This is a genomic window from Commensalibacter sp. ESL0382 (genome assembly GCF_009725775.1).
In the GTDB taxonomy this organism is placed as follows: Bacteria; Pseudomonadota; Alphaproteobacteria; order Acetobacterales; family Acetobacteraceae; genus Commensalibacter; species Commensalibacter melissae.
The window spans coordinates 233124-257098 of the sequence record NZ_WNII01000011.1 but is presented as its reverse complement, the minus strand read 5'-3'; the positions used below and the strand labels follow the sequence as shown (position 1 = coordinate 257098).

Annotated in this window: 21 protein-coding genes; 13 read left to right on the top strand and 8 right to left on the bottom strand. The window is 36.5% G+C overall.

Annotated features, from left to right (window positions below):
• Positions 1-130: 130 nt before the first annotated feature.
• Positions 131-475, top strand: a complete 345-nt coding sequence (locus GM552_RS05450; protein WP_155565604.1) for a MarR family transcriptional regulator — start codon at positions 131-133, stop codon at positions 473-475.
• Between the two features lie 158 nt (positions 476-633).
• Positions 634-1233: a hypothetical protein gene (locus GM552_RS05445; RefSeq protein ID WP_155565603.1), complete on the top strand. Its 600-nt coding sequence runs from the start codon at positions 634-636 to the stop codon at positions 1231-1233.
• A gap of 40 nt (positions 1234-1273) precedes the next feature.
• Here GM552_RS05445 and GM552_RS05440 read toward each other — a convergent pair whose 3' ends face one another.
• Positions 1274-2308 carry a UDP-phosphate alpha N-acetylglucosaminyltransferase gene (locus GM552_RS05440; RefSeq protein ID WP_155565602.1) on the bottom strand — a complete coding sequence of 345 codons (1035 nt, stop codon included), beginning with the start codon at positions 2306-2308 and terminating at the stop codon, positions 1274-1276.
• A gap of 63 nt (positions 2309-2371) precedes the next feature.
• On the opposite strand from GM552_RS05440, the gene GM552_RS05435 reads away from it, so the two are divergent.
• The 4 genes from GM552_RS05435 (at position 2372) to proP (ending at position 7632) form a co-directional block, all read left to right on the top strand.
• On the top strand, positions 2372-4330 hold the full coding sequence (locus tag GM552_RS05435; RefSeq protein WP_230882763.1) for a nucleoside-diphosphate sugar epimerase/dehydratase: 1959 nt from the start codon (positions 2372-2374) through the stop codon (positions 4328-4330).
• Positions 4331-4387: 57 nt separating this feature from the next.
• Positions 4388-5521: a DegT/DnrJ/EryC1/StrS aminotransferase family protein gene (locus tag GM552_RS05430; RefSeq protein ID WP_155565601.1), complete on the top strand. Its 1134-nt coding sequence runs from the start codon at positions 4388-4390 to the stop codon at positions 5519-5521.
• Between the two features lie 4 nt (positions 5522-5525).
• Positions 5526-6032 carry a hypothetical protein gene (locus tag GM552_RS05425; RefSeq protein ID WP_122123727.1) on the top strand — a complete coding sequence of 169 codons (507 nt, stop codon included), beginning with the start codon at positions 5526-5528 and terminating at the stop codon, positions 6030-6032.
• Positions 6033-6129: 97 nt separating this feature from the next.
• The gene (gene proP / locus GM552_RS05420; RefSeq protein WP_155565600.1) at positions 6130-7632 is read left to right on the top strand and encodes a glycine betaine/L-proline transporter ProP; all 1503 of its coding nucleotides are present in this window, start codon (positions 6130-6132) and stop codon (positions 7630-7632) included.
• 66 nt (positions 7633-7698) lie between these two features.
• Here the strand turns inward: proP and GM552_RS05415 are convergent, their stop codons facing one another.
• Positions 7699-9588 carry an ABC-F family ATP-binding cassette domain-containing protein gene (locus tag GM552_RS05415; protein ID WP_370533597.1) on the bottom strand — a complete coding sequence of 630 codons (1890 nt, stop codon included), beginning with the start codon at positions 9586-9588 and terminating at the stop codon, positions 7699-7701.
• Positions 9589-9704: 116 nt separating this feature from the next.
• Here GM552_RS05415 and ndk point away from each other — a divergent pair, with 116 nt between their 5' ends.
• On the top strand, positions 9705-10127 hold the full coding sequence (gene ndk / locus GM552_RS05410) for a nucleoside-diphosphate kinase (RefSeq protein ID WP_155565598.1): 423 nt from the start codon (positions 9705-9707) through the stop codon (positions 10125-10127).
• 40 nt (positions 10128-10167) lie between these two features.
• Here ndk and purN read toward each other — a convergent pair whose 3' ends face one another.
• Positions 10168-10785 (bottom strand): phosphoribosylglycinamide formyltransferase, encoded by a 618-nt coding sequence (purN, locus tag GM552_RS05405; RefSeq protein ID WP_155565597.1) that lies wholly within the window; start codon positions 10783-10785, stop codon positions 10168-10170.
• A 19-nt stretch (positions 10786-10804) separates the two neighbouring features.
• Positions 10805-11920, bottom strand: coding sequence for a phosphoribosylformylglycinamidine cyclo-ligase (gene purM / locus GM552_RS05400; protein ID WP_155565596.1), 1116 nt, complete (start codon positions 11918-11920; stop codon positions 10805-10807).
• Positions 11921-12029: 109 nt separating this feature from the next.
• On the opposite strand from purM, the gene GM552_RS05395 reads away from it, so the two are divergent.
• From GM552_RS05395 to GM552_RS05385, 3 genes are all read left to right on the top strand, one after another.
• Entirely contained in the window at positions 12030-12770 is a 741-nt protein-coding gene (locus GM552_RS05395) for a DnaA ATPase domain-containing protein (RefSeq protein ID WP_155565595.1), read from the top strand.
• 132 nt (positions 12771-12902) lie between these two features.
• On the top strand, positions 12903-15098 hold the full coding sequence (locus GM552_RS05390) for an RNA degradosome polyphosphate kinase (protein WP_155565594.1): 2196 nt from the start codon (positions 12903-12905) through the stop codon (positions 15096-15098).
• Positions 15099-15139: 41 nt separating this feature from the next.
• Positions 15140-16633 (top strand): Ppx/GppA family phosphatase, encoded by a 1494-nt coding sequence (locus GM552_RS05385; RefSeq protein ID WP_155565593.1) that lies wholly within the window; start codon positions 15140-15142, stop codon positions 16631-16633.
• Positions 16634-16964: 331 nt separating this feature from the next.
• Here GM552_RS05385 and GM552_RS05380 read toward each other — a convergent pair whose 3' ends face one another.
• The 4 genes from GM552_RS05380 to GM552_RS05365 all read right to left on the bottom strand — a co-directional run bounded on the left by GM552_RS05380 (position 16965) and on the right by GM552_RS05365 (position 20484).
• Complete coding sequence (locus tag GM552_RS05380) at positions 16965-18434, bottom strand: PepSY domain-containing protein (protein ID WP_155565592.1); 1470 nt, start codon at positions 18432-18434, stop codon at positions 16965-16967.
• 173 nt (positions 18435-18607) lie between these two features.
• Positions 18608-18856: a hypothetical protein gene (locus tag GM552_RS05375; protein WP_155565591.1), complete on the bottom strand. Its 249-nt coding sequence runs from the start codon at positions 18854-18856 to the stop codon at positions 18608-18610.
• A 384-nt stretch (positions 18857-19240) separates the two neighbouring features.
• Positions 19241-19876: a uracil-DNA glycosylase gene (locus GM552_RS05370; RefSeq protein ID WP_155565590.1), complete on the bottom strand. Its 636-nt coding sequence runs from the start codon at positions 19874-19876 to the stop codon at positions 19241-19243.
• Positions 19877-19938: 62 nt separating this feature from the next.
• Positions 19939-20484 (bottom strand): NYN domain-containing protein, encoded by a 546-nt coding sequence (locus tag GM552_RS05365; RefSeq protein ID WP_110438165.1) that lies wholly within the window; start codon positions 20482-20484, stop codon positions 19939-19941.
• Positions 20485-20662: 178 nt separating this feature from the next.
• Between GM552_RS05365 and folK the strand changes: the two genes are divergently transcribed.
• From folK to GM552_RS05350, 3 genes are all read left to right on the top strand, one after another.
• On the top strand, positions 20663-21160 hold the full coding sequence (gene folK / locus GM552_RS05360) for a 2-amino-4-hydroxy-6-hydroxymethyldihydropteridine diphosphokinase (protein ID WP_155565589.1): 498 nt from the start codon (positions 20663-20665) through the stop codon (positions 21158-21160).
• 57 nt (positions 21161-21217) lie between these two features.
• A complete protein-coding gene (gene rpoZ, locus GM552_RS05355; protein WP_110438163.1) occupies positions 21218-21625 on the top strand; it encodes a DNA-directed RNA polymerase subunit omega in 408 nt (135 codons plus the stop codon).
• A 70-nt stretch (positions 21626-21695) separates the two neighbouring features.
• Positions 21696-23963, top strand: a complete 2268-nt coding sequence (locus GM552_RS05350) for a bifunctional (p)ppGpp synthetase/guanosine-3',5'-bis(diphosphate) 3'-pyrophosphohydrolase (protein WP_110438162.1) — start codon at positions 21696-21698, stop codon at positions 23961-23963.
• Positions 23964-23975: the final 12 nt, after the last annotated feature.

Sequence of the window (23975 nt, the reverse complement as noted above, 5' to 3'; positions counted from 1 at the left end):
TTGGTGTGTCAAATTAATTGTAATTAATTTGTTATAATTTTTTGTAGAGAAGGTTGATATTTTAAGTCATAATACTCATTTGTTTAACTGACACAACGTTATATGTAAGTAATTATTCAAAGGTTATAAAATGACTTCTAAAAAAATCCCTTTTGAACAACAGATTGTTATTCTCCAGAATACAATCACGACAATGTTACGTCAGGATAAACCTGACTTGTCAGCACGTCAATTGGCTGTTTTCTTGATTTGTTATTTGAATGAAACAGTTCAGACTGTTCGTGGACTGGCAGCGGCTCTAAGAGTTTCAAAACCGGCTATCACAAGAGCTCTGGATCGATTGGAAGAACTCAATTTGCTAGGTAGAAAAACAGACCCTATGGATCGTCGCTCTGTATTAGTGCAGCGTACAGAAGAAGGTTATGAATATTTGCAGAATATTCAATCCATTATGAGCGAAGCTGTGAAGCAATAATAATGGTTATATAACAATTACTATATATGTTGTAAAAGCAGTTATTAATTTAATAACTGCTTTTTTATTTAATACCCAAAATGAGAATGTAGTTTAATATATTTATTTATTTCCAGGTAAGTGTTATTATAGTACAGAAACTATTTGGGGAAATCATAATGAAAAATAATAACTTACTCTTTGCCGCTACTCTGATTGGATCGTCTTTTTTAATTAATCCAGTATTTGCGGCCAATCATCACAAACGTGTTCATCAAGCTGCTGCATCTTCTGAAAAATCCGTAGGTACGGTGACTATGACCTTTCATTCAGCAGATTTAGGCGTTGGTTATACTTGGGGAGATGGTATTCTTCATTATAGGGGACATGTTTACAAGTTCAAGATAAAGGGTGGTGATGTTGTTGCATTAGGTTTTTCAAAATCTCAAGCAACAGGACGTGTTTTTCAGTTAAAAAATATATATGATTTTGCTGGAAAATATGCTGCCGCTACGGGTGAAGCCACAGCTGGTGTTGGTGTAGGGGCTGGAAATCTAAAAAATGCAAAGAATGTTATCATTAAAATGGATACAAACACTGTTGGCGGAAGATTGGCCGGTGCACCTGCAGGTTTTGAAATTAAATTTGTTGATAAACATTTGCAAAAAGCAGCTGAAGCTGACAAGCAGAAAGAAAAAAACATTAAGAAATCTGCAAATAAAAGTCATATGACTGCAGATGAATTAAATGGTGAACAACTAGATAAAATGAAAAAATAGTTGTTTGAATTTTTGGAAATGGTAACTGGATATCATACAGTTACCATTTTTTTATATTTAAAGACTGTGTTTTGTAAAGAATGAATAAAGTCCAGATAAGTTGAGGCAAAATCAGTAGCGAGCACGCGAGTTCAATGTTTTGCAATGAAGTAAGGGGGAATATATAGAATAAAAAACCACCCCAAATGCAAAATAAACATTCTATAAACGTGATTAAAATCGGAGAAATATGACTGCGATGTGCCATTTGATATAAATGGCTGCGATGTGCTTGTAAAAAAGGTTCCTTGTTAATTATTCTACGTATTAATGTAAAAGTCACATCAAAAATGAAACCAAACAAAAGAAAAAATATTATTATATTTTGAGAAATTAAGGTGACAAAGTCTGGGTTGATCGCTGTGCCTAAGGGAATAATGGCAAAAGAGGCCAATATCAAACCGCAAGCTTGACTGCCGACATCTCCCATAAAAATTTCAGCTTTTGGAAAATTAAAAGGAAGAAAACCGAGCAATCCAGTCAACAGGGATAATGCAAAAATTTTATTTTCCAGATTTGTGCTATAAAAATAAATAAACAGGCAGCAGATTGCGGCAACTCCAGCAGCCAAACCGTTTAAACCATCCATAAAATTATAAGCATTAGTTATATAAACAAGCCAGATTATAAAAAAAGGAAGTAAATATAAATGGCTTTCTAAGAAAGAGGCTGGAAAGACAAAAATACAAACACTTATGGATGCAATAAACTGAATTGCCAGTTTGGATAAGGCTGACCATTGTTTGATATCGTCCAGCCACGAAAATAATGATATGAATGTAATGGTTGATAATAAACCTATGATTGATAAAGAATAATGCTGGTTAATTAAGTAAATAAAACTTATATTGGCAGTTAAAAAGGCGGAAATGATACCTATCCCACCGCCTTTTGGTATTGGAAATGTATGAGAACTCCGTTGGTTTGGATTATCCATAATACCAACTGAGGCAACATATTTCACAATTGTTGCGGATAATAGTGTATTGGAGATAAGCCAGATAAGTAACAAATATTTATAGTTTACAGAGTTCATTGTTTTTTAAATGTAATGTAATTAAATAAAGTTATTTTACATTATTTAAATGGAAAAGTGATTTTGCAACAGCCTAGTGTAACTATTTCTAGCCAACAAAAAAAGATATTTAATCGTATTGCTATCAATATTTTTATGGATGGTCTGTTGGCAGCCATTGCCGCTCCATTGGCACGTTGGCTTTCTGATCCACAGGGCGGGTTTATCCATCCATTATGGTTTTTAACGGGTGGTGTATTGACCTTGCTGGTTAGTGGAATACCATTTCATATTCCACAACAATATTGGCGTTTTTCCGGGATAGCGGATTTGTTAAATATAGCCGCTGCATCTGTAGGCAGTGCGATATTATTCACCTGTTTATTATATGTAACCGGATATCCATTACCTTCCGTGACATTTCCGTTTATTTATGCAATGGTTCTTTTGCTATTAATGGGCGGTGGTAGAATAGGTTACCGGATTTTATCTGCAGAAGCATTTAGGAATTATTTCAATAAAAAAAGAAAAATTATCATTGTTGGAAATGATGCAGATATTGATCTGTTTATGCGGGCTATACGGCTTGATCATTCAAACGCATTATCGGTTATGGGACTGATCTCTTTTCGTCAGAATAGAAAAGGTCATCGTATTCATAATATTCCCATTTTAGGAAGTTTGGATGATTTTTCTGTTATACTTACACAGCTTGATGCACAAAAAAAATTACCTTCTTTATTCGTGATTATTGGTCAAGAATTAAGAGGGGAGCAATTGCGGGATTTTTTAGCAATTGCGGGTAAATGGAATATTGATGTTCAGAGAACACCAGTAATTACCCATTTATCACCTGCCGACAATTTAGAATTGAAACCGATTGCTCTTGATGAATTATTGAACAGGCCACAGATTGTCTTGGATCGTGCTGGCATGGCTGAAATGATAAAGGGCAAAGTCGTGGCCATTACAGGTGCGGGAGGGAGTATAGGATCAGAATTGGTTCGGCAAGTTGCTGATTTATCCCCTAAATTATTATTGTTGCTTGATCAAAGCGAATATGCACTATGGAAGATAAATATTGAATTATCGGAAAGTAAATATGCAGGTTTAAGGGAAACGATCTTAATCAATATACGAGAAAAGAAAAGAGTGGATTCCCTCTTTCAAAAATATAAACCAGATTTGGTCTTTCATGCTGCAGCTTTGAAACATGTATTTACAATCGAGAATAATCCAATCGAGGGATTTTTAACAAATATTATTGGCACGCGTGTTGTGGCTGATGCTGCTGTTAAATGCGGGACACAGGCATTTATTATGATATCAACTGATAAAGCGGTTAATCCCTCAAGCTTTATGGGTGTTTCAAAACGAATTGCAGAAATGTATTGTCAGTCTCTCGATAAAACCATTCGTGACCATGATCCTGAAAAGAAAAATCAGGGCTTTGAATGGTTGGGTATGAGCAAAATGCGATTCATTACGGTAAGGTTTGGAAATGTTCTTGGCTCAACAGGATCTGTTGTTCCCCTGTTCAAGCGTCAGTTGAGTCATGGAGGACCTTTGACGGTTACCGATCCAAATATGCAACGCTATTTTATGACTATTCCAGAAGCGGTAGGGTTGGTTTTACAGGCTAGCGTAAGAGCAACAATAAGATTTGGGAATGGAGACAAAACGGATGAGATGTTGCATCAGGGGGGCATTTTTGTACTTGATATGGGAAAACCCATAAAAATTCTGGATTTGGCACGTCAGATGATTCGCCTTGCCGGGTTAAAACCGGATGAGGATATAGTCATAGAATTTACCGGAGCAAAACCTGGTGAAAAATTATTTGAGGAATTATTTTATGGTCGTGAAGCCCCAGTTCCAACTGATCATGACGGTTTATTGATGGCAACGCCCAAAGGTATGGATATCAAGGTGGTTACTGAATATATCGATCGGATTAGATATGCATGTGATAATAATGATGTTGTTGAGGCAATAACATATGTGCAGAAATTAGTGCCTGAATTTAAACATTTGTCGAATTAAATGAACGAAATCAAAAAATCGAATAAGATAATTTAAAAAATTATACTAGAGGTGAATATGAATGATCCGATATTATTTTTAGATTTGAACAAACAACAGGCACGTATAGGAAAGATTTTAAAAGATCGTATAGACAAGGTTTTTTCACATGGAAAGTTTATTTTAGGACCTGAAGTTCAGGAACTTGAAGATCGTTTGGCGGAATATGTCGGGGCTTCATATTGTATAGGGGTTTCATCTGGAACAGATGCAATCCAGATTGCGTTAATGGGTGAAAATGTTGGAAGAGGGGATGCTGTATTTTTACCTGCATTTACCTATACAGCAACAGCTGAGGTTCCATTATTGCTGGGTGCAACTCCCATTTTTGTTGATATTAATCCTGAAACTTTTCAAATTGATCCAATTAATCTCAAAAGTGCAATTGATAAGGTTAAAAAAGAAAATAAATTAAAACCTAAAGCCATTATTGGGGTAGATCTTTTTGGACAGCCTGCGCCATGGAATGAATTATGCCAGATTGCTAACGATGAAAATTTATTTTTGTTGGATGATTGTGCTCAGTCCTTTGGTGGTCAATATCATGGAAAGAAGCTGGGGAGTCAGGCAGATGCCACGATCACCTCATTTTTTCCATCCAAACCTTTTGGAGCCTATGGGGATGGTGGTGCAATTTTTACAAACAGTTTAGAAAAGTTTGAACTTTATCGCTCGTTGCGTTCGCATGGCGAAGGACAGACACGTTATCAGGTTTTGCGAACGGGAATAAATGGACGTTTGGATACGATACAGGCAGCAATATTGTTGGCCAAATTCGGTTATCTTGAAGAGGAGCTTGTAAGAAGAGAAGAAATTGCAACTTTATACGATGCCGCGCTTTTGTCTTGTGTAAAAATACCCGCTCGGGTATTAAATAGTAAAAGTGCCTGGGCAATTTATTCAATTCTATTAAGTGATGAAGCAGAACGCAAATTTGTACAAGATACGTTAAAGGCTGAAAATATTCCCTCGGCCATTTATTATCCCTTACCATTGCATTTACAACCTGCCTATCACTCCTATCATGATGGAACATATTTGTCAGTATCAGAGGAAGTTTCCAAACGGATTTTGGCATTACCTATTCATCCAGAACTTTCGAATGCTCAGGTTAACCGTGTTATTCAAGCAGTTTTAAAAGTAAAAAAATAAAAGAATGAGAAAGCAAAATATAATTTTAACCCTTGTATTAATCGTTTGTCTTACCATTGTGATGATTATATGGCTTTCGGTCAGGGATAAAATTCAACCTGTTACTTTTCCACCGATAGTCAATGCAGAACTTGTTGTTGGGCCCTTGCACAAAAAACGTAGTTTAACACCTTCAGAGCTTGAATCGGTTAAGAAATGGATAAAATCCAATCTAAAAGGTTGGGGACCATTACATCAGAACCCGCCATCCACTGGGGATGTTGAAATTCAGTTTAATCGTGATCTGGATAAAAACTATTATATTAACAAACCTGAACATGAAAAACCCCATCCTTTCACTTTGGTATTGTGGCTTGGGATCAGCCAGGCGGATTGGAATAACAAGATATTTTATGAAGTCATCAATGAGAATGAAAGCAAGATATTTGTAAAAGATTGTAATGATAGTGCTTTTGATCCATTAAGAAAGCTTGTTGATCAATATGATTATGAAAGGACAGATTTTCCTTAAAATGTTTAAATCTTGTTAAAATCAAAAAAAATTAAAAAATTTAAAAAATAAAAAAATTGATTTATGAAGATAAATTATACTTTTGAAGGAAATATTAATGAGGCCAGCAAAAAAAATATATAAACCAATGAATATTAATGACATCACCATTATCGATGATGATAAATTAAAAAAAGCCATAACTGCAGCCGCACTTGGAAATGCAATGGAATGGTTCGATTTTGGGGTTTATGGATTTTTGGCCTTTGTATTGGGTAAGGTTTTTTTTCCTGATGCTTCACCAAGTGTTCAAATGATTGCCTCATTGGGGACTTTTTCTGTTCCTTTTCTTGTTCGTCCATTGGGGGGAATAGTTTGTGGTATTTTGGGGGATCGATACGGAAGACAAAAAATCCTGGCGATAACTATAATCATAATGTCCTTGGGTACTTGTAGTATTGGATTAATCCCAAGTTATCAATCCATTGGTATTATGTCCCCGGTCTTATTATTGATTGCAAAGCTTGTACAGGGATTTTCAGTAGGTGGAGAATATTCCGGTGCCGCAATTTTTGTCGCGGAATATTCCCCTGATCGTAAACGTGGATTAATGGGAAGTTGGCTTGATTTCGGATCCATCGCAGGGTTTGTAATTGGTGCGGGTGTTGTTGTTTTGATATCCAGCATGATTTCTGATGTGCAGTTTGAAAGTTGGGGATGGCGTATTCCTTTCTTTTTAGCCCTTCCTTTGGGAGCAATAGGATTATATTTGCGTCATGAATTGGAGGAAACACCAGCCTTTCAAAAGCATGTCGAGGATATGGAGGCTGAAAGTAAGGTAAACCTCAGAAATTCACCCAAGCTATCATATCGGGAAGTGGCCGGTAAATATTGGAAAAGTTTAATGATATGTGTTGGAATAGTAATTGTTACCAACGTGACGTATTATGTTCTTTTGACTTATATGCCAAGTTATCTTTCACATAATTTGCATTATTCAGAAAATCACGGCGTACTGATTATTATTGCCGTAATGGTTGGTATGTTATTTGTTCAGCCTATAATTGGAATGACAAGTGATAAAATTGGACGGCGTCCTTTTATATTGGGGGGTAGCACTGGACTTTTTTTATTATCTTATCCTGCCTTTTTGATGATTCAAACCAATTCAGTCGGTTTTATATTTATTGGTTTATTAATTCTTGCCATATTATTGAATTGTTTTATTGGTGTGATGGCTTCAATCCTGCCAGCTATTTTTCCAACTCAAATTCGTTATAGCGCATTGGCGATTGCTTTTAATATTTCGATTTTAATCGCAGGAATGACACCAACAATTGTGGCATGGATGGTTGAAGCAACGCATAACTTAAATATGCCTGCATTTTATTTGATGGGTATTTCATTAATAGGACTGTGGACAGGAATACGAATGCCTGAAACGGCCAATAAACCCTTAAGAGGTGAAACACCAACAGCTTCCGATCGTAATGAGGCCAAAGAAATTTTATCAGAACATTTTGATACGATAGAGCAAAAAGTTGAGGAAATTGATGAAAAAATCGCAGATTTGGAACGACGTAGACAGATACTGATTGATCAACATCCTAAACTGGACTGATTCAATATTTTATTAACAGGCAATGATGAAATCATATTCATTGCCTGTTAGTATATTATAAATTATTTACAATTTTTTTTCGGTGTTTTCCAGTTTATCTTGTAAAATAAGCCAATCTTCTTCGGCTTGATTTTTTCGTTTTTGATATTCAGCCAATTCGATTTGTAATTTTGTTATTTCTTCAGCTGATATATTTGAATAAAACTCTGGTGCAGCCATTTTTTGTTCAATTTTGAGATAGGCGTCACTATTTTTCTGAATAAGTAATTCTAGAGCCTTTATTTTATTTTTTAACGGTTGAAGTATTTTCCGTTTTTCCGCTCTTTCCTTGCGTGCTAATTTTTGAGATGAGCCAGTTTCTGTATTTTTTACGGATGAATCAAGGATACGTTTATTATCCGTTAGCCATTGACGGTAATCATTGATATCACCATCAAAAGATTCAACTGTACCATTATTAACCAACCAAAGCCGGTCAGCTATCAGTTCTATCAGACGTGGATCATGGGAAATAAGTATGACGGCTCCTTCAAAGGAGGATAATGCATGAATTAGGGATTCTTTGGCATCAAGATCCAGATGATTGGTAGGTTCATCAAGCAATAGGATATTGGGTTTATGACGTGTGATAAGAGCCAGAACAAGTCGAGCTTTTTCTCCACCAGACAAGGATTGAACAGGGGTATCAGTTTGCTCGGTATTTAATCCAAATCGGGCAAGTTGCGCTCTCAATTCAGTGGGTGTGGCTTTTGGTAAAACCTTTTCAAGATGACTGAATGGGGTTTGACCAGGAATAAGTTCTTCTAACTGATGTTGAGCAAAATAACCAACAGAAAGTTTGGTGTGATTATGAATGCTACCTTCCATTGGTTTCAGGCAACCTGCGATAAGTTTGATAAAGGTTGATTTACCGTTACCATTTGCACCCAAGAGGGCAATACGGTCATCTGGATCAATTCTTAATGTTAAATTGGAAAGTACAACATGATCGCCGTATCCAACCTTGACTTGATCAAGGGTAATTAATGGAGGCGGTAATTGTACAGGTTGGGGAAATTCGAAATGTATTGCCCTTTCCTCAACAATTTCTTCCAAAACAGGCAGTTTTTCAAGTGCTTTTAAGCGTGCTTGCGCTTGTCGGGCCTTGGTTGCCTTGGCACGAAAGCGATCGACAAAAGCTTGCATATGAGCACGTTTCGCGGCTATTTTTTCAGTTTCCCGATTTTGTTGAAGTATTTTTTCGTTATGTACTCTGATAAATTCATCATATCCTCCAACTGTCATGGACAATTTCTGATGATGAAGATGGGCAATTGCATCAACACATTCATTCAAAAGATTGCGATCATGGCTGACAATTATTGCACTGCCAGAAAAATTGTTGATCCAGGATTGCAACCACAAAGTCGCTTCTAAATCAAGATGATTGGTGGGTTCATCAAGGAGCAGTAAATCGGGATTTAAAAACAATGTGCTCGCTAGAGCAACTCGCATTCTCCATCCACCAGAAAAATCTGAAATAGGACGTTGTTGGTTTTCTGCACTAAAACCCAAACCTGCAAGAATGGTTGCTGCGCGAGCCGGAGCGCTGTCAGCTTGTATGGCTATTAGTCTTTCATGAATTTCAGCAAGCCGATACCCATCCCGTGTTGATTCAGCCTCATTTATGAGATGCGTACGTTCTTTATCCGCTGAAAGCACTGTTTCAATTAATGATAAATTACCAGATGGTGTTTCCTGTTTAACCCGTGCCATTTTTATACGGTTTGATAAAAGGATCTCACCTCCATCAATTGATATATCTCCAGAAATTGCGGCTAGCAATGTTGATTTGCCTGTTCCATTTCGGCCAACCAGTCCAACTTTTTGCCCATTCTCAATGGTAAGGGAAGCATCTTCCAAGAGGGGGCGACCTAAAATTCGAAGGGTAAGGTGATTTATAACCAGCGTACTCACAAATTTGCCTGCAAAATATGATAAAAAAACTATCGACAAGATAAGAGAAATACTTCTATTTACCAATAGAGTATTTTTTCTCTGCAATATATTTACAGATTAAAGGAAATTTCAATATGACTTTACAAAGAACGCTGTCAATTTTAAAACCAGATGCAACACGTCGTAATTTGACTGGTAAAATCAACGCTTTAATTGAAGGGACGGGATTACAAATCGTTGGACAAAAACGTATTCAGCTAAGCAAGCAGCAAGCTGAAGCTTTTTATTCAGTTCATAAAGAACGTCCTTTTTTCAATGATCTGGTTGAATTTATGATAAGTGGTCCTGTCGTGGTTCAGGTTTTGGAGGGCGAAAACGCTGTTCAAAAAAATCGTGATATCATGGGTGCAACAGATCCTAAAAAAGCTCAGGCACACACGATTCGTGCGCAATTTGCTGAATCAATTGAGGCCAATTCAGTTCATGGATCTGATTCTGCCGAAAATGCAGCTATTGAAATTCGCTTCTTTTTTTCAGACATTGAAATCTGCGTATAAAACCAAAGGTTGGAGATCTTTATCTCCAGCCTTTTTAAATTTATCCATTAATCAGGGTATCAGAAGTCGAATCAGCTTCAAATCCCAATAGAAAATTCTTTAAAACTCTTGGATAAAGAAGATGTTCTTGGTCCAATACACGTTTTGCCAAGGTGTTTTCTGTATCATCGGGAAGAACAGGAATTGCTGCCTGACCTAGAATAGGACCATCATCCATTTTTTCTGTTACGATATGAATGGTGCAACCATGTATCTTAACCCCTTTTTTAAGGGCTTTTTTATGGGTATCTAAACCAGGAAAAGCTGGTAAGAGACTTGGATGAATATTTAGGATTTTACCTTTCCATTCATTGATCAAAAACGGGCTTAAAAGTCGCATATAACCTGCAAGACAGACTGTTGTAACATGATGGGCTTGAAGGGCCGCATTAATTTGGCGTTCATGAGCTTGTCTGTTATTGCCAAAATCATAGTCATCAATGACTTGAGTGGAAATACCCGATTTGCGGGCGATTTCCAATCCTTCTGCATCCGGGTTATTACTAATGATCAACTCAATTGATGCTGGGAAAGAGGGTTTGGCACATGCATCAATAAGGGAACGCATATTTGAACCGCGTCCGCTTATCATGATCGCTATACGTTTTTTCTTCGACATTTAAAGGGTTCTCACCTTGTTAATCAATTTCAGGAATAAAGGTAAAATCGGGTAGGTCGCTGAAGAATACCTGTTGATTATTATCGAGTTCTGTTTTTGGTTCAATCTGGCCAATGATATAGGCTTGGACATCGGTATCATTAAGTAGTTTATTCACGGCTTCAAAATCTGATGTGATCAATATCATACCAATACCGCAATTAAATACTTTCAGCATTTCCTCTGGTTGAACGTTGCCAGCGTGGGCCAGCCATGAAAATACTGGTGGCATGGGCCAGCTTTGTCCGTCAACAACAGCCACAAGATTGTCTGGCAAAATACGTGGAAGATTGCCGACAATTCCACCGCCTGTAATATGGGCAGCCCCGTTTAGAAGACCAGCCTCATGAAGTTTTAGTACAGGTTTTACATAAAGCTGTGTCGGGGCGAGTAATGCCTCTCCAAGAAACTGGTTGGGATCGAAAGGTGCCACATCGTCCCATGACAGGTTTTGGGCTTTTACGATTGAGCGTACCAAGGAAAATCCGTTAGAATGAACACCATTTGATGTCAAAGCGATAATTTTATCACCGCTAGTGATATTTTTGGGTAAAATCTGATCTCTTTCAACTGCTCCAACGGCGAATCCGGCCAGATCATAATGTTTTTCCTTGTACATCCCCGGCATTTCCGCTGTTTCGCCACCAATCAAGGCACAGCCACTTGCTTCACAGGCCTTACTGATACTTTGTATGATACGTTGTGCCTGATCAAGCTCTAATTTTCCGGTAGCAAAATAATCGAGAAAAAACAAAGGTCTTGCACCTTGCACAACGATATCATTCACACACATTCCAACTAGATCAAATCCGATATTGTCGCACAGCCCTGTTTCGATTGCGGGCAAAAGCTTTGTTCCAACCCCGTCGGTTCCTGAAACAAGAATTGGATCTTGATAGCCGGTTGCTTTTAAGTCAAATAACGCACCAAATCCGCCCAGATTACCCATAACACCATTATTATGAGTTTGGGAGACAACCGGTTTTATAGCTTCGATCAATGCATCCCCTGTGGCAATACTGACACCAGCATTTTCATAGGTGATTTCATCCTGCTGGTTATTTAGTTCTGTATTCTCAGAAAAATCTGACTTCATTATTAAGCAGCCTCTATTCTTGCTTTATAGGTTTATCTTGAAATGGTTATAGGATAGTTTTACACCATAATAGGGTTTATAGGATAGATTGAATTTTGGTAAAGTAGTAATGCAGGAAAAAAATAAACAAAATTGTTTTTTTAATACGTCAAGGCAGCTCGCTTTACCCTTTACCTATCAGCCTCGTTTTATTTCTTCAGATTTTATACATTCACCTTCAAATTTTGCTGCACGGACCTGGCTTGGGATCAGTAAAACAACCTACAATGTGCCAGATTGGCCAGATCGACGTTTGGCAATATGGGGAGATTCAGGAACAGGTAAAACGCATTTATTGCAAATATGGGCGGAAAGGGAACAGGCCCTATATATTCCAGCTTCTGCTTTACAACAAACCTCTTCTGTATATTGGTCGGAAAAATTACAAAATAAAGAAATAAAAGCCATTGTTATAGATGATGCCGATCTAGTCACTGATTTTCATTCATTGTTGCATATTTTAAACATGGCCAAAGAGTTGCGGATCGTAACCGTTCTAGGAGGTCGTTCTCCACCAGCTCGATGGGAAGTTGAGTTGCCTGATTTGGCTAGCCGATTACGGTCGATCATAGCGATTAAAATTGAACAACCTGAAGAGGAATTATTACGGCTTTTATTTCTTCGGTTAGTAGCTGACAGGCAATTGGTTATTCCAACGTCCATTATGGATATTATTCAGTTACGATTACCAAGAACAGCTTTTGCTGTACGTCAGTTTATTGAACGGTTAGATGAAATAACCCTTGTTGAGCAGGGGGGAATGACCAGAAATCTAGTCATGAAAATTCTTGATGAATTGTCAATTTCATAATGAAATAGAAATAATATGTTATAATTAAACGTGATTTTGAATTATTTGAAAAAACTAGAGAAAATTGTGTTAAAATTGATAAATTAATAAAATAATTTTTAATGCAAATAATTCAGTATAAAGTAATATTACATGATCCAAAAAAATCGTAAAAATATATCGAATATCAATCATTTGACACAAAATAAAATTGCTATGAAACAGTCGGGTCGCAAAATTAAACAGCGAAACAGTATTCAGATATCTAATAATATCAAAATGGATTATGAGCGTTTTATTAATCGGGAATTATCATGGCTTGATTTTAACCAAAGGGTCGTAGAGGAAGCCGAAAACAAACATAATCCACTTTTGGAAAGATTACGTTTTTTATCCATTAGTGCAAGCAATCTTGATGAATTTTATTCCGTACGTGTTGCGGGACTGACCGGTCAAGTGAGAGAGGGGTTGATAGCACTTTCTCCTGATGGTTTAACACCTGCAGAACAATTGGTTGCCATTCAGGAAAGGGTTAAGGGACTATTTAGTGACCAGCAACGGATCTATCATGAACTTATAAAATTATTGAGTGATTCAGGTATTATTGTTTGTAAGGCAGAAGAGTTGAACAAGGAAGATCTGACCTGGTTACATCAATTTTTTATGGAGCGTATTTTTCCAATCCTGACCCCTATTGCCTTGGATCCTGCCCATCCCATTCCATTTATACCGAATTTAAATCTCGCAATTGCTTTAAGATTGATTAGCCAAAATAGCAGCCGCAAATATGTGATGATTTTATTGCCGTCGCAGCTGTTGCGTTTTATACCTTTGCCTTTATCGTTATGTAGCAATAAAATTCAAAGGTTTGTTTTATTGGAGGATTTGGTTAGGATATTTATTTCATCGATCTTTCCTGGATACAAAATTGCGAATTATGGCTTGTTACGCGTTATTCGTGATACAGATGTCGAATTTGAAGAAGAAGCGGAGGATCTGGTGAGATCCTATGAAACAGCCTTGAAAAGAAGAAGACGCGGGGTTGTGATTCATTTGGATATCGATGAACATTTCCCTCCAAAACTTGGTGAAATAGTTGCCCATGCTCTGGAAGTGCCTCCGGAAGAGGTGACGGTTCATAAGGGAATACTGGGATTGGTGGATGTTAAGCAACTCATTGTTGATAACAGGCCAGATCTCCTTTTTCCATATTATGCACCTCATCTTCCCGCGCGTATTCGGGAAAGTGCCGGGGACTGTTTTGCCCTGTTACGCTCAAAAGATTTGTTGGCATACCATCCTTTCGAGAGTTTTGATGTTGTGATTCAATTTTTGCGTCAGGCGGCTCAAGACCCTCAGGTTTTAGCCATTAAACAAACTTTATATCGAACATCCCGGGACAGTCCCATTGTCAAAGCTTTAATTGAGGCGGCAGAAAATGGAATTTCCGTAACAGCCATTGTTGAATTAAGGGCCCGTTTTGATGAAGAAGCCAATATTCGTCTTTCACGGGATTTGGAGGCAGCCGGTGTGCAGGTTGTTTTCGGTTTTGCCGATTGGAAGACCCATGCAAAATTGAGTCTTGTTGTTAGAAGAGAGGGGGGAAACATACGCTCTTATGCCCATTTTGGCACTGGCAATTATCATCCGATTACAGCAAAAATTTATACTGATTTATCTTATTTTACCTGTAATGCCGAATTAACGCGTGATGCGGCCAAATTATTTAATTATGTCACGGGATATGCACGTCCTGACAAAATGGAAAAAATTGCGTTTTCGCCTCTAACCATCCGTAAAACCTTAAATGAATTGATTGATGATGAAATTGCTTTTGTAAATGCAGGCAAACCGGGTGCGATGTGGCTTAAAATGAATTCTCTTGTGGATCCACAATTAATTGACAAATTATATGAGGCGTCTTGTGCAGGTGTAAAAATAAATATAATTGTTCGAGGAATTTGCTGTCTTCGTCCGGGTATCAAAAATCTTTCTGAAAATATATTTGTCAAATCAATTGTTGGCCGTTTTCTTGAGCATGCCAGAGTTTTTGTATTTGGAAACGGGTACGAGCTTCCTTCAAGATCGGCTAAAGTCTATATGTCTTCTGCAGATTGGATGGAAAGAAATATGGATCGTCGGATCGAGGAAATGATACCTATCTTGCCAGAAGATATTCATTATAAAATTTTAAATCAGTTAATGGTTGCAAATCTGAAAGATAATATGCAGTCTTGGCAATTGGGGAGGGATAAAAAATGGAAACGTCTTGAATCTTCGGAACCTCCTTTTTCCGCACATAACTATTTTATGGAGAATCCCTCGTTGGATACAAGGCCTTTGGATTAGACTATAATCTATTATAATTTTTTGCCTCAAAGGAAATAATAATGATCCATTCCTCTTCCTCAATACGATCAGCAATTGTTGATTTGGGCTCGAATTCCGTTCGTTTAGTTGTTTTTGAAGGAAGGGAGCGTAATCCCGTAATTATCTTTAATGAAAAAGCCACACTTAGATTGGGAAGCGGGTTGGAAAAAACAGGTAAACTCAATCCGCAAGGTGTCTTGTTAGCCGAAGATGTTTTTAAAAGGTTTTATGCAATTGCCACGACAATGAAGGCGGATCCATTTGTTGTCCTAGCGACTGCAGCTGTTAGAGATGCAGATGATGGACATGAATTTTTAAAAAAGTTGCATAAATGGATGCCTGGTGTACCTGTTCAAATATTGACTGGTGAACAGGAGGCAGATTATGCCGCTGCGGGTGTAATGTGCAGTATTCCGAATGCGGATGGTGTTGTTGCGGATATTGGTGGTGGCTCTATGGAGCTGGTGCAAATTTCAAATCAACAGCGATATAATGCCCAAACCTTGTCTTTGGGTGTTATTCGCCTGATGGATCGTGCAGGCAAGAAAATTCCAAAAGCGAATGTTATTGCGGGTAAGGACATAAAATCAGTTAAATGGTTGCATGAATCCAAAAAGAAAAAATTATATTTGGTCGGTGGTGCTTTTCGAGCAATGGCACAATTATATATGGAATACACTTCTTATCCGATTTGTATCGTTCATTATTACACGCTTTCTTATAATGAAGCAAAAATTCTTGTGGATTGGATTTTACTTAAGCTAAAAGATGGGAATTTAAATACACAGGCCTTAATTCATAAAAGGTTAAACGATTTACCATATGCCGCCACGGTGTTGAAACAGTTATTAATGATTTTAAAACCGTCAAAAATTATTTTTTGTGCAGAGGGGGTTCGGGAAGGTTGGTATATGCGAAATGTTATTGCCGAAAATAATCGTAATCAAAATCCACAAGAAGCTGCAGCTTTAGATATTTGTAAACGATTGGGTCGTGTACAGGAATTTCCTTCCGCTCTGATCAAGTGGACAGATTCACTTTTTAATAATGAAGATCAGGATATGCAGCAAAAACGCTGGGTAGCCTGTATGATTTCTGATTGTGGTTGTCATGACCATCCAGCCTATCGTAAAGAGCAGGCTTATTATCGTATTTTACGGATGGCCGGCATGGCGTTTGACCATCAGTTGCGAGCCTTTTTGGCCTTGACAATTGCGATACGTTATGATGCCACCATGAATGACAAATTCCTGTCTGCTTCCAAGAAAATTCTTTCTCCTAAACATTATGAACAGGCCGTGATATTGGGACTGGCATTTCGATTGGCATATACATTATCAGGAAATCTTCCCAACCTTTTGTTGAGAACACGGTTAAAAGTTGGGAAAAAGAAACTTACATTATATTATTATCATCATCTGGATGCTGTTATCAGTGAGACAGTCTCACGTCGTTTGTCCCGATTAGGTCAATTGATGGGTCTTGATACGAAATTACTGCCTGACCATAAATGAATAAATTTATATAGATGCTTGACTGACTATGAATCAAATATAGAATGAAATTTGTCATTCCATTTTAAAAAAAATTGAGGAAAGTAACTTATCACGATAGTGACCGCAAGCGCATTGATGGAAGTCAGGTTGACCCCAATTATCCAGCCTATCTTCCTCCAACATAAATGACAAAGTATAAAGCTGCAAAATATAAGCAACACACTGATAATTTTACAATAATATTTTATTTGTTCGTTTGAATACTGGTTTGGTAGTTTATCTTGAAATTTCTTCAAACTGCCAGCAAAAACGAATATGCCAAGAATATTTAACGTTATAATAAGTATGATCATGATAGATAAGATTTTTTATTTAAATATGAGCGAAACAATAATGAAACAATACCTAAAATAAAAACTGTGCCATCCATTTTTATAAAAAGGAAATTTCCATTCAGCAACGAGGCTTTTATCAGGGTATTATTGAATAACAGATCCACAATAGGAAGAAGTAGACAGAGATAGCTGAATATTGTCATTAATTTTTTTAAGGCATTATTTGTATAGTTAAAATATGCTGATAAAAAACCGTAAATGCAGACAAGAAGACATATTGTGAAAAATAAAAAAATTTCATTATGGATTCTGTTTGGAAAATCAAAGGGAATAAATCGATTAATCCATAAAAGGGATATGAATCCTATAAGAGTTCCCATAATGACGCTAGTATTAATTCCTTCAATGGTTTTATATCCAATATAGGTTATTTTGTTTGTAAAAAGTTTATTTTTATGGCGATTAGAATAATATAAAAGACCAAAAGCTACACAAAACGCACTGCCCAATCCTAATATAAAATTGATAGTTCTGAATATGGCTCCACCTGCCCTGGCCATATGAATGCCAAAAATAACTTTTTCAGGATAACCAAACATGGGGGATAAGGAAGAATGTGATGTTAATTTTCCTGTAGTTTTATCAAAGCCGACTAGATTTTTAAAGCTGGTTAGATGACTATTGTTCGCTTCACTTATTTTTATTTCTTTAGGAGTAAAAAAAATGAATCCTGCGGGATTATTAAAATAACGTTCAGTTTCATTAACTAAATTGAGTAAATTTTGTTTAGATAATGTGTTCAGATTGTCTTTATATATATTTTCAGGTTTTGATTGAGGATGAGGAGAAGGTAGATAATGAGGAATGATGAATAAAAAACCGCTTAATGCTATTATAAAAAGAAATGGCAAGAAAATTACTCCAATGGACGTATGATAATTAAGTTGTTGTCGAAGGGGGGCAGCCTTGACCTGAAGGTTAAAAAGCATTTTGATAAAGGGTTTATAATGTAAAATCACACCAGTAATGATTGAAAGAATAAAGAAAAAAGCGACAATAAGTAAAATAAATTGTCCATATCTAGGATTCATATATAGTTTTTTATGAATGGAAACGATAAATGAAGCGCCTGCTGTATTTCGGACTGGAATAATATTCCCTTCATGAGGGTCAAGAACAATATTGCGTTTTATATTGCCCTTTAAATAGGAAACATATAGATAGGGATCGCGAGAAGAGGGAAGTTTAATTAAATTTTTGGGCATATTTTGGCTATATGTCCAAATTTTGTAGGCATTATCCAGTGCCTTGGAGGAAAGGGGGGCCGGTTTGACCCGTGCAAGTTCTGGCCGCATCCATTGATTGATTTCACTATCAAATAAGGTTAGGCTGCCTGAAATAATAATTATAAAAAGAAACCATCCACCTGCCATCCCTATCCAGCGATGAATGGATTTTATCAAGAATAAAGTTTTTTGATGCATAATATGATTTGTAACGCTTAATGATAATAATTATTATTATCAGAAATAATATAAAAGCAATAGTCTTGACATCATTATAGAGGAATTTAAATTTTTTATATATAAATAATAATTATAATAATAATGAAACATTTATATATAAAAAAGAATTCAGATGGCTGATAAGTAATAAGTTAGGTATTTTCAACAATTGTGATGGAAGCCTCGGGAACTCTTTGCAATTGGATAATATCCTTGTCTATATTTTCAAGAGATGTTGTGTCTGTATTATTGATTTGTCTTATGGCATGAAAATTGATGCATGAATTTTTAAAGGAATATCTTATTTTTATGACCTTCCATAGTTGATCAAGATAAAAAATGATATTTCCACAATTAATGTTTTGTACGGGGATATCTCTTACATTTATTTTAGAAGGCATAGTATTTCCTATTATAGTGTAAGTATAAGATTTGTGTTTTGTTTTATAAAGGTTGTTTGTAGTTTTAATTTAGTTATATTTGTTTTCTTTTAATAAAGGTATTTATTTAATAAAATTAAAGAGTATATTTGAATATTTTAAATAAAATGAGTAGATAAAAATATCAGCAAAATCTATTGCAATTTTTAGAAACAAAATTTTTTATTTTAATTGAAATGGGTTATTTTATTTAGAAAATATTATAACTTGTAAAAACTGTAGAATTTAAGTTATGACAGTAGAGATGGCTCTTGGAATATTCCCGTTATTTGTTTATGGATTATTAGTTGTAATAATGATCTTGATAATTATTTTTCAATTTTTTTTAAAAAAGAGAAAGTAACCCTAATCAAGTTTGACGTGAATAGATTCTATCAAATTTTCAAACATTTCCGTTGTTAATAATCTGGTACTTGTATTGTATTTTGATACATGATAGCTGTCGACCAGCGATATTTTTTCATTTAGTTGAATATATTGTCCATGCTTGAATTTCACTTTAGAATTCGAAATGTTAAAACATGACAAAATATTTTTATGTGCAATTACACCCAATGCCAAAATAATTTTTAAATTCATCATATTTTCAATTGCTGATTTCAAATAAGGGCGACAGTTTTTTTCCTCTTGCGTTGTTGGTTTATTTTGAGGTGGCACGCAACGAACGGCATTCAAGATTTTACAATTGATCAGGGTCAAACCATCATTGGGATCAGCCTGATAGGTTCCAGAGGCAAATTTGTATTTGATAAGAGTATTGTAGAGTAAAATGCCTGCATAATCTCCCGTGAAAGGACGCCCGGTCAAGTTTGCCCCTTTTAATCCCGGAGCTAGACCAACAACAAGTAATTCTGAATCAATATTCCCCCAGGTTGGAACAGGTGCATTCCAGCCTGTGGGAAATTTTTCTTTATTTTCTTCTCTAAAATTTTTAAGACGAGGACAAATGCTACAATTTATGTCAGGTGTTAAATTTATCATGAAATCAAATATTTTTTGAAAAAATAGACTGTAATAAAATTGGATATAAAGATTATGTATAGTTATTGTTGGGCTTCATTTGGCCGTCGAGTGAACTCGGGTGCAATGCTTGTTAATTCAATAAATTGATCGGCTTGTCTTCTTAATTCATCACCAATCATGGGTGGGTTGGTTTTGATAGAAGATACGACAGAAACACGTACCCCCTGTCGTTGAACGGATTCAACAAGGCGTCGTAAATCGGCATCACCACTGAATAATATGGCATGATCAATTTTTGGAGCAATTTCCATCATATCGACAGCCAATTCAATATCCATGCTTCCTTTTACCCTTCGCCGACCATTTTGGTCTGTAAATTCACGGGCATTCTTGGTAACCAGAAGAAACCCATTATAGGCCAACCAGTCAGTCAGGGGTTTTAATGGAGAATATTCTTCTGTATCCAGAACAGCAGAATAATAATAGGCACGAATGACGTTACATTGTTTTTTAAAAAAATTGAGTAAATTTCTGTAATCGACATCAAAATTCAGATTACGTGATGCGGAATAAAGGTTTGCTCCATCGATAAATAAGCAGACCTTTTCATTATTTTTAAGAAACATTTATAAGCACCTTAAAATTTTTGAAAGCAGGAGTTAAATAAGAATAAAAATCGTTATACATAATTTGTTTTATCAGTTATATCAACATTTTATAGGTTATATCAATTTTACATTAAAAGGCGAGATATTTTGTATCCTTGTGATGTAAATTTATTATTTAGGTAATTATTACAAAACTATGATTATTATTTCAATCGGAAGCAACCTTCCAGGAGCATGGGGAGACAACCCTTATGAAATGTGTCAAAAAGCATTTTATTATTTGGGTAAAAAACTTAATGATACCTCCATGATCGTTTCTCCAATGTACCAAACTACACCAATTCCGCCGTCATCTCAACCTTTATATATAAATGGTGTCATATTATTTGATAGTCAAATTCCATGCGAAGATTTACTGTCAATTTTAAATGATTTGGAGGACAAAGCAGGTAGAATACGTCAAAAGATAAATGAATCTCGCCCGCTTGACCTCGATATAATCGCATATCATGACAAAATCATCAAAGATTCATCACGATTGATCGTGCCGCATCCCCGGGCACATTTAAGGGCTTTTGTTTTATATCCCTTAAGAGATGTATTGCCAAATTGGGTTCATCCCGAAAGCAAGAAATCACTTGATGAATTAATATCAGAACTACCACCTGATCAGGGTATTGAACCTTACATTTGATTTCTTGATAAAAATATGATATTGGTTAAATCCTTTTGAATCTGGAGATTAATTTGAATGGCACGCGTTACTGTAGAAGATTGTGTTGAAAAAATTCCTAATCGTTTTGAATTGGTGCTTTATGCTTCACAACGAGCACGCAACATTTCAAGAGGTGAGGCGTTAACTATAGATCGTGACAATGATAAAAATCCAGTGGTTGCCCTAAGAGAAATTGCAGATGAAAAAATTGATCTTGCAACAATTAAAAATGATATTATCCGTACCCTGACTCGTGCTCCTGAACCTGAACCAGTGGAGGAAGAGGTTGCAGATCTGATCCCGGCGGAAAAAAATATCTTTGGCCTTCAAGATGTTTCAATCGAGGAAGAACAGGCCAAACCGACAAATTCCTTTGAGAACATTAATCAGATCATGCATGAATTGGATCGTCGTCGTATGGCTTCTGAAAATAAAGAGGAATAATTTAATTTTATTTTTCAGTTTTATAATCTATAAAATTAAATAAGAGTGTCATTTAATTTTTGGATTATAAGTGGAAAATATCAGCTTTCCCATAGCCTTGAGTGAAAGCAATCAAATTGATTGCGCTGGACTAATTGATCGTATTCGGAAATATGAGCCGGAGGCGAATGTTGCTTGTGTAGAGAAAGCTTTTAGAATTTCTGTTCAAGCACACGAGAAACAGTATCGTGACAATGGGGCTCCATATATTACACATCCTTTGGCTGTGGCAAATATTTTGGCTCATATGAAAGTTGACATTGCCTCTATCGTAACAGGTCTTTTGCATGATACGATAGAAGATACAGAAATTACCCGAGAATTTATAGAAAAGGAATTCAGCAAGGTTGTTGCAGATTTGGTGGATGGCGTTACCAAACTGACAAGGCTTGAATTACAATCTGATAAGACAAAACAAGCTGAAAATTTTCGTAAACTTGTCTTGGCGATGTCCAAGGATATACGTGTATTGATTGTCAAGCTTGCTGATCGTCTGCATAACATGCGTACTTTACACTATGTTCAAAGACTGGATCGTAGGCAGCGTATTGCTCGTGAAACAATGGATATTTACGCGCCATTGGCTGAACGTATCGGAATGGATAATGTGAAAAGGGAATTGCAAAATATTGCATTTTCTGTTTTGGAACCTGAGGCAGATGCTTCTATTAAAGCGCGTTTAAATTTCTTGCGTGGACAGGGTGCAGATATTATTGAGGAAGTCTGTGCCGAGCTTAAGGCAATCTGCCAAAAGGGTGGGTTGAAGCAGGTCGAGGTAACGGGAAGGGAAAAATCTTGTTACTCTATTTGGGAAAAAATGCAGCGAAGGCAGGTTACCTTTGAACAGCTTTCCGACATAATGGCGTTTCGAATTGTGGTTGAAACCAAAGAGGATTGTTATACAGCCCTTGGAATAGTGCATAGTCATTACCCTGTTGTAGCCGGACGTTTTAAAGACTATATTTCAGCGCCCAAGGCCAATGGTTATCAGAGTATTCATACGGGGGTAACCTTGCGTTTTCCCCGCAATCAGAAAATTGAAATTCAAATCCGTACAAGAGAGATGCATGATATTGCTGAAAATGGTGTTGCGTCTCATTGGATATATAAGCAGTTGCCGATTATTAACAAAAACAGTAAAAATAATGACCAGGTTATTGGCATTGCTGCCAAGATGAAAAAATTACGCTGGGTTCAGGATCTTCTTGAAATTCTTGAAGATTCAACAGCCCCAGATGAATTTTTGGAAAATACGAAGCTGGAATTATATCAGGATCTCGTTTTTTGTTTCACACCGAAAGGGGAATTGATCCAGCTACCAAGAGGAGCGACACCTGTCGACTTTGCCTATGCGGTTCATAGTCAGGTTGGGGATCGTTGTGTTGGTGCAAAAGTGAATGGACGACTTATCCCCTTGCGCCAAAAATTAAAAAATGGTGATCAAGTGGAAATTATGACTGCACGGGAAGGTAATCCTTCTCCATCCTGGGAAAGATTTGTAGTTACTGGAAAAGCCAGAGCTCGAATTCGTCATTTTGTAAGTAATCAACAAAAAGAATTGAAAATGGAAGCTGGACGCGTTGCGTTGGCTAAGGCTTTTCGGCAGGAAGGTGTTGATGGATCACAAAAAATTCTTGAAACTGTTCTAAAGAATTTTAAACAAACCTCTCTTGATGAATTATATATAGCGGTGGGTAGCGATAATATTTCTGCCAAAGATATAGTATATGTTGCTTACCCAGAATTAAAACCTATTAAACGTGCCCCTCGTTTTGTGCCCGGGTTAAGTGATAAAGGTCGTATTAGCCAAAATAAAAATAAAGACGATCATAAATTCTCTTCCCCATTGAAAGGTATGGATAAGGGAATTGTGGTTCATTTTGCGGGTTGCTGTCATCCAATTCCCGATGATGCCATTGTTGGTATTGTTGCAACAGGCAAGGGGATCACTATTCATCGCAAGGAATGTTCAACATTAAACAGTTTTTCTGCTACCCCAGAACGTTTTATGAGTTTGGATTGGGACTATGATATATTAAACCAGGTGAATAGACAGAAAAATTATACAGCGCGTATTAAAATTGTGGCGGAAAACGACAACGTCATTCTGGCAACTATTGCCAATCGTATTGTTCAGTATGATGGCTCTTTGATAAATTTGAAAATTGTTAACCGACATATGGATTTCATCGAAATTCTGTTGGATGTGGAAGTTAAAGACCTTACACATTTAAATCAGGTTATCAATGGTTTGCAAATGGTCAAGGGGATTGTTCATGTTGAACGATCATGTTCATGATTAATGGAGAAA

Bases quoted from the DNA above. Each gene is read 5' to 3' on its own strand.
- GM552_RS05450 (WP_155565604.1), top strand. From the start codon at position 131: ATGACTTCTAAAAAAATCCCTTTTGAACAACAGATTGTTATTCTCCAG.
- purM (WP_155565596.1), bottom strand. From the start codon at position 11,920: ATGAAGTCAGATTTTTCTGAGAATACAGAACTAAATAACCAGCAGGAT.
- GM552_RS05390 (WP_155565594.1), top strand. From the start codon at position 12,903: ATGATCCAAAAAAATCGTAAAAATATATCGAATATCAATCATTTGACA.
- GM552_RS05395 (WP_155565595.1), top strand. From the start codon at position 12,030: ATGCAGGAAAAAAATAAACAAAATTGTTTTTTTAATACGTCAAGGCAG.
- GM552_RS05430 (WP_155565601.1), top strand. From the start codon at position 4,388: ATGAATGATCCGATATTATTTTTAGATTTGAACAAACAACAGGCACGT.
- proP (WP_155565600.1), top strand. From the start codon at position 6,130: ATGAGGCCAGCAAAAAAAATATATAAACCAATGAATATTAATGACATC.
- GM552_RS05445 (WP_155565603.1), top strand. From the start codon at position 634: ATGAAAAATAATAACTTACTCTTTGCCGCTACTCTGATTGGATCGTCT.
- folK (WP_155565589.1), top strand. From the start codon at position 20,663: ATGATTATTATTTCAATCGGAAGCAACCTTCCAGGAGCATGGGGAGAC.
- ndk (WP_155565598.1), top strand. From the start codon at position 9,705: ATGACTTTACAAAGAACGCTGTCAATTTTAAAACCAGATGCAACACGT.
- rpoZ (WP_110438163.1), top strand. From the start codon at position 21,218: ATGGCACGCGTTACTGTAGAAGATTGTGTTGAAAAAATTCCTAATCGT.
- GM552_RS05365 (WP_110438165.1), bottom strand. From the start codon at position 20,484: ATGTTTCTTAAAAATAATGAAAAGGTCTGCTTATTTATCGATGGAGCA.
- GM552_RS05375 (WP_155565591.1), bottom strand. From the start codon at position 18,856: ATGCCTTCTAAAATAAATGTAAGAGATATCCCCGTACAAAACATTAAT.
- GM552_RS05380 (WP_155565592.1), bottom strand. From the start codon at position 18,434: ATGCATCAAAAAACTTTATTCTTGATAAAATCCATTCATCGCTGGATA.
- GM552_RS05440 (WP_155565602.1), bottom strand. From the start codon at position 2,308: ATGAACTCTGTAAACTATAAATATTTGTTACTTATCTGGCTTATCTCC.
- GM552_RS05370 (WP_155565590.1), bottom strand. From the start codon at position 19,876: ATGATAAATTTAACACCTGACATAAATTGTAGCATTTGTCCTCGTCTT.
- purN (WP_155565597.1), bottom strand. From the start codon at position 10,785: ATGTCGAAGAAAAAACGTATAGCGATCATGATAAGCGGACGCGGTTCA.
- GM552_RS05385 (WP_155565593.1), top strand. From the start codon at position 15,140: ATGATCCATTCCTCTTCCTCAATACGATCAGCAATTGTTGATTTGGGC.
- GM552_RS05425 (WP_122123727.1), top strand. From the start codon at position 5,526: ATGAGAAAGCAAAATATAATTTTAACCCTTGTATTAATCGTTTGTCTT.